General features: G+C 49.6%; 6 protein-coding genes. 5 read left to right on the top strand and 1 reads right to left on the bottom strand.

The window, feature by feature from the left end; translation table 11 throughout:
• Positions 1–183: 183 nt before the first annotated feature.
• The 4 genes from DBO31_RS03985 to gatB all read left to right on the top strand — a co-directional run bounded on the left by DBO31_RS03985 (position 184) and on the right by gatB (position 3,741).
• A complete protein-coding gene (locus tag DBO31_RS03985; RefSeq protein WP_059075990.1) occupies positions 184–363 on the top strand; it encodes a FeoB-associated Cys-rich membrane protein in 180 nt (59 codons plus the stop codon).
• A gap of 173 nt (positions 364–536) precedes the next feature.
• Positions 537–827 (top strand): Asp-tRNA(Asn)/Glu-tRNA(Gln) amidotransferase subunit GatC, encoded by a 291-nt coding sequence (gene gatC, locus DBO31_RS03980; protein ID WP_059075991.1) that lies wholly within the window; start codon positions 537–539, stop codon positions 825–827.
• An 11-nt stretch (positions 828–838) separates the two neighbouring features.
• On the top strand, positions 839–2,302 hold the full coding sequence (gene gatA / locus DBO31_RS03975; protein WP_150824496.1) for an Asp-tRNA(Asn)/Glu-tRNA(Gln) amidotransferase subunit GatA: 1,464 nt from the start codon (positions 839–841) through the stop codon (positions 2,300–2,302).
• Complete coding sequence (gene gatB, locus DBO31_RS03970; RefSeq protein WP_150824495.1) at positions 2,302–3,741, top strand: Asp-tRNA(Asn)/Glu-tRNA(Gln) amidotransferase subunit GatB; 1,440 nt, start codon at positions 2,302–2,304, stop codon at positions 3,739–3,741. The genes gatA and gatB overlap by 1 nt, the downstream gene beginning before the upstream one ends.
• Positions 3,742–3,842: 101 nt before the next feature.
• Here gatB and tadA read toward each other — a convergent pair whose 3' ends face one another.
• On the bottom strand, positions 3,843–4,316 hold the full coding sequence (gene tadA, locus DBO31_RS03965; RefSeq protein ID WP_059075994.1) for a tRNA adenosine(34) deaminase TadA: 474 nt from the start codon (positions 4,314–4,316) through the stop codon (positions 3,843–3,845).
• A gap of 83 nt (positions 4,317–4,399) precedes the next feature.
• On the opposite strand from tadA, the gene DBO31_RS03960 reads away from it, so the two are divergent.
• Positions 4,400–5,065, top strand: coding sequence for a trimeric intracellular cation channel family protein (locus tag DBO31_RS03960; RefSeq protein ID WP_059075995.1), 666 nt, complete (start codon positions 4,400–4,402; stop codon positions 5,063–5,065).
• Positions 5,066–5,087: the final 22 nt, after the last annotated feature.

Raw genomic sequence — 5,087 nt, 5'->3', positions numbered from 1 at the left:
ACCTATCATCTGGCACTCTTTGCCGGACTGGGTGTATAATACGAATGCGATTCACCATTCTCGTTTTTGAAATTAACTATTGATTTTATAATGGGAATAATGATATACTTAGGGCGCCGGAAGGCGTCCTAAGTGTCTATTATCATTTCAGAATTGAACGATACAGAAAGGTTGTGATCTTGTATGAGCATTGCAACGATTATTGTGGCACTTGTAGTATTGGCAGCTGCGTTTTACATCGGCCGTCATATCCGGGGGCTGTTCAAGGGAACGACCAGCTGTTGTGGCAGCAGTGGTTCCTGCAGTGGCAGTTGCCCGTCCTGCTGTTCCCATCCTGAAAAAACAAGTTGGGAAAAGAAATAAGAATTGCATTTTCAGGTATTCTGAGAACATTTTCTCAAAATAGAACCGTAAAAAATCAGGAGTTCGTTTATTATAAGCGGCTCCTGATTTTTTTGTCCTGCAGATGACAAGAGGCACAATATGGGGTATAATCTAGATTGTTGAATATTATTATTAGTACAAGGAGTGTCCGTATGAAAATCAGTGCTGAAGAAATAAAGAAAATCGCACTGCTTTCCCGTCTTAATATCGAAGACGATCAGATTGAAGAAGTCGGGAAACAGCTGAATGACATTTTGGCTTATATGGACCTGTTAAATCAGGTTGATATCACGGATGTAGCGCCTACGGCTCACGCTGTATCTATGCGCAATGTCATGCGCGACGATGTGCCCCAGCCGTCCTTATCCAATGAAAAAGCGCTTTCTAATGCGCCGGAACCGGAAAATGGCTATTTTAAAGTTCCCAAAGTCATTCAGGATTGAGGAGGGATATTGTGGAAGCATTAACCATACATGCACTGCATGATAAACTCGTAAATAAAGAAATATCTGCTGTGGAGCTGACAGAAAAGTTTATTGCCCGTAAAGACACGGTGGAACCGGATATCAAAGCCTTTTTATCTGACAACCGGAAAAATGCACTGGAAGCAGCCGCCGCAGTCGATAAGAAAATTGCTGCCGGGGAAGCTATTGCGGATATGGCCGGTGTACCGGGAGCTATTAAGGATGTCATCTGCGTTGCCGGACAAAATACGACCTGTGGCTCGAAAATTCTGGAACATTTTAAATCGCCCTATAATGCGACGGTCATTGAAAAACTGAATGCCCTCGATTATATCAGCCTTGGCAAGACCAATATGGATGAATTTGCCATGGGCAGTTCAACGGAAAATTCGGCTTATCAGATTACCCATAATCCCTGGAATCTGGATTATGTACCAGGCGGATCGTCCGGCGGTTCGGCCGCTGCCGTAGCAGCTGGGGAAGCCGTCTGGTCACTTGGTTCGGATACGGGCGGATCGATTCGTCAGCCTGCTGCCTACTGTGGCCTCGTTGGCCTCAAACCGACATATGGTCTCGTTTCCCGTTATGGTCTGGTTGCTTACGGCTCGTCTCTTGACCAGATTGGGCCATTTACCAATGACGTAGAAGACTGCGCCATCGTCCTCAATGCCATTGCAGGGCACGATGCGAAGGACTCGACGTCTATTCCACAGGAAAAGAAAGATTATAAAAAAGCACTGATCAATGATGTCAAAGGCATGAAAATCGGCGTTCCGGAAGAATTCTTTGTAGAAGGCCTGGATGACCAGTGCCGCAAAGCCCTGGAAGAAGCCATTGATACCTATAAGAAGCTCGGTGCTGAAATTGTGCCGGTCAAAATGCCGCATATGAAATATGGTCTGGCTGCCTACTATATCATCGCTCCGGCAGAAGCCAGTTCCAATCTGGCACGGTACGACGGTGTTGGATTCGGATTCCGGGCAGATGGCACGGATATTGTCGATATGTACCGCAAGACCCGTACCGAAGGGTTTGGACCGGAAGTAAAACGCCGCATTATGCTGGGAACGTATGTCCTCAGTTCCGGTTACTATGATGCGTATTATCTGCGGGCTATGAAAGTACGTACTCTGGTAAAACAGGATTTCGACAATGCCCTTCGCACCTGTGATGTCCTGCTTACGCCGACCGCGCCGGATACGGCATTTAAAATCGGTCAGAATGACAATAATCCCCTGGCCATGTATTTAGGCGATGTCTGCACGGTTACCTTGAATCTGGCCGGCCTTCCGGGTATCAGCATTCCCTGTGGCTTCAAGGACGGTCTTCCCATTGGCATGCAGCTCATTGGCAAGGCTCTTGATGAAGAAACACTGCTGCGCGTTGCCTATACATTTGAACAAAACCGCACGGACCTGAAGAAGCCGCTGCCCATGGGGGAGGTTGAACTCTGATGAAATATGAATCCGTTATCGGCCTGGAAGTCCATGTCGAACTGAAAACAAAAACAAAAATTTTCTGCGGCTGCTCCACTGAATTCGGTGCCCAGCCCAATACGCACGTATGCCCGGTCTGCCTGGGCCTTCCGGGAAGCATGCCTGTTCTCAATAAGGAAGTTCTCCATTATGCCGTAAAGGCCGGATTGGCACTTCACTGCGATATCCTGCCGTTCAGCAAATTCGACCGTAAGAATTATTACTATCCCGATTTGCCAAAGAATTTCCAGACATCCCAGTATGATCTGCCTATCTGCCTCAATGGCTATATCGATATCGAAGTCGGGGGCAAGACACGCCGCGTTCATCTGACCCGTATCCATATGGAAGAAGATGCAGGTAAACTGGTCCATAGCGGCGCTTCTATCGACACATCGGATACGACCTTCGTCGATTACAACCGTACCGGCGTGCCCCTGCTGGAAATCGTATCCGAACCGGATCTGCGCAGTGGGGAAGAAGCCCGGGCTTATCTGGAAAAACTCCGTTCTATCATGCAGTATCTCGGCGTATCTGACTGCCGTATGGAAGAAGGCAGCATGCGCTGTGATGCCAATATTTCCGTACGCCCCGTCGGCAGTGATAAACTGGGGACGAAGACGGAAATTAAAAATATCAATTCCTTCAGTGGTGTCCAGAAGGGGATTGAATACGAAGCGGTCCGTCAGGCCCAGATCCTCGATGAAGGCGGCACAATCCAGCAGGCGACCCGCGGCTGGGAAGAAGCCAAGGGTATTACGGTCCTGCAGCGTGTCAAAGAAGGCGATGCCGATTACCGTTATTTCCCGGAACCGGATCTGATTCCTATCGAAGTATCGAAGGAATATATTGAAAAAGTACGGGCTGAATTACCGGAAATGCCGGACGCACGGCGCCAGCGCTTCCAGGATGAACTGGGACTTCCCGAATACGATGCCAATCTCCTGACACTGGAAAAACAGACAGCCGACTATTTTGAAGATGTCGTCAAAGAAGGAATCGACGCCAAGACGGCTTCCAACTGGATGCTCGGCGAGTTTGCCAAAAAACTCAATGAAGAAGGCGTAACGGCCGATCAGGCTCCGGTCCGTCCGGCGGCGCTGGCAGGTCTCCTCAAACTCATTGCCAAAGGTACGATTTCCGGTAAGATTGCCAAGAAAGTCCTGCCGGAAATGTGGTCCAGCGGCAAGTCTGCCGACGATGTCGTCAAAGCACAGGGCTTGGTACAGATTACCGATACTGGTGCTATTGAAGAAATCGTCAAATCGGTCATTGCGGCCAATCCGCAGTCTGTCGCCGATTATAAAGCAGGTAAGAAGAAAGCTATCGGCTTCCTCGTCGGACAGGTCATGAAACAGACCAAGGGCCGGGCTAACCCGGGAGTTGTCAACCAGCTGCTCACGAAAAATCTGGAATAAGAAGCAGCGTTCATAGTACATACAATAAAGGACCATGCATGAAGTCTTCGGCTATCATGCATGGTCCTTTGTCTTATGTTTCGTCTGTTATGACGATTATCTCAGGGCTGTCCAGAATCACTTTTTTTTCGTTTTTTTCGGAAGAAATCTTTGAGGAGTGCGGCGCATTCATCGGCGCGGACGCCGGCTGTAATGGAAGCCCGGTGATTGAGAAGCGGACTGTCTGCCAGCTGGAACAGGGACCGTACGGCACCTGCCTTAGGGTCGGCGCAGCCGTAGACTACCCGGTCCAGACGGCTGTTGACGATGGCTCCGGCGCACATGGGACAGGGCTCACAGGTGACATAGAGCGTACAGCCCGATAAGCGCCACCGGCCGAGGGCGCGGCAGGCTTTTTCGATAGCCAGCAGTTCTGCATGGGCGGTGGCACAGGGCAGGCTTTCCCGCAGATTGTAGGCCCGGGCAATAGCTTTCTTCTGATAAATAATGACGGCGCCAATCGGGATTTCACCGACGGCATAGGCTGTTTTGGCTTCTTCCAGGGCTTTCCCCATATAAAATTCATCTTTTGTCATAATGATATCCTTGATTCTTTTTTGCATTCATGGTAGGTTACTATCAGATACACTGATTTTATTGTACAGGATGGTGGAATATAATGCAATCACTCTGGTGGCAGCTTTTCGATATTCTGGGGACCGTGGCCTTTGCCCTGTCGGGTGCACTGGTTGCCGTTTTGCGGCGCATGGACATATTTGGTATTTTCGTACTGGCCGCAGCGACTGCTGTCGGTGGCGGAATCGTACGTGACCTCATACTGGGACGCATTCCCCCGGCTTTTTTCCAGAATAGTATGTATTTCTGGCTGATCATTGCGACTATGGGAGTAACTATCTTTTTCCTGCGCTATATGGATACGCACCGCCGTCACCGCCTCATGCATGCATCTATCAACCTGTACCTTTTCTGTGATGCCATTGGACTCGGTTCGTTTACTGTCACGGGGACATTGCTGGGCTGTTATATGTTTCCCCATTATTGGGTTTTGTGCATTTCTCTGGGGCTGATTACGGCTGTCGGTGGTGGTATCATCCGTGATGTCCTGGCAGGCCGCATCCCGGCAACGCTGATTCAGGATGTCTATGCTACGGCTTCGTTTATCGGTGCCGTCGTCCTCTATGTCCTGTATATCCCCCTGGGCCAGGCAGCTGATGTGGCATCCATTATTTGTTTTGCTGTGACCGTTGGCGTCCGCCTCCTGGCCATCCGCTATCACTGGAATCTGCCAAGAGTCAAGCGGCGCAAGAGAGGACAGCGTTTTTGAAAGCATTTGCATGGCAGATGGT

The sequence above is a fragment of the Megasphaera sp. DJF_B143 genome (genome assembly GCF_900320625.1).
Taxonomy (GTDB): Bacteria; Bacillota; Negativicutes; order Veillonellales; family Megasphaeraceae; genus Megasphaera; species Megasphaera hexanoica.
This window is presented reverse-complemented; position numbering and strand designations above follow the sequence as displayed.

Coding starts and splice junctions, on each gene's coding strand:
- DBO31_RS03985 (WP_059075990.1), top strand. CDS start 184: ATGAGCATTGCAACGATTATTGTGGCACTTGTAGTATTGGCAGCTGCG.
- gatC (WP_059075991.1), top strand. CDS start 537: ATGAAAATCAGTGCTGAAGAAATAAAGAAAATCGCACTGCTTTCCCGT.
- gatB (WP_150824495.1), top strand. CDS start 2,302: ATGAAATATGAATCCGTTATCGGCCTGGAAGTCCATGTCGAACTGAAA.
- tadA (WP_059075994.1), bottom strand. CDS start 4,316: ATGACAAAAGATGAATTTTATATGGGGAAAGCCCTGGAAGAAGCCAAA.
- DBO31_RS03960 (WP_059075995.1), top strand. CDS start 4,400: ATGCAATCACTCTGGTGGCAGCTTTTCGATATTCTGGGGACCGTGGCC.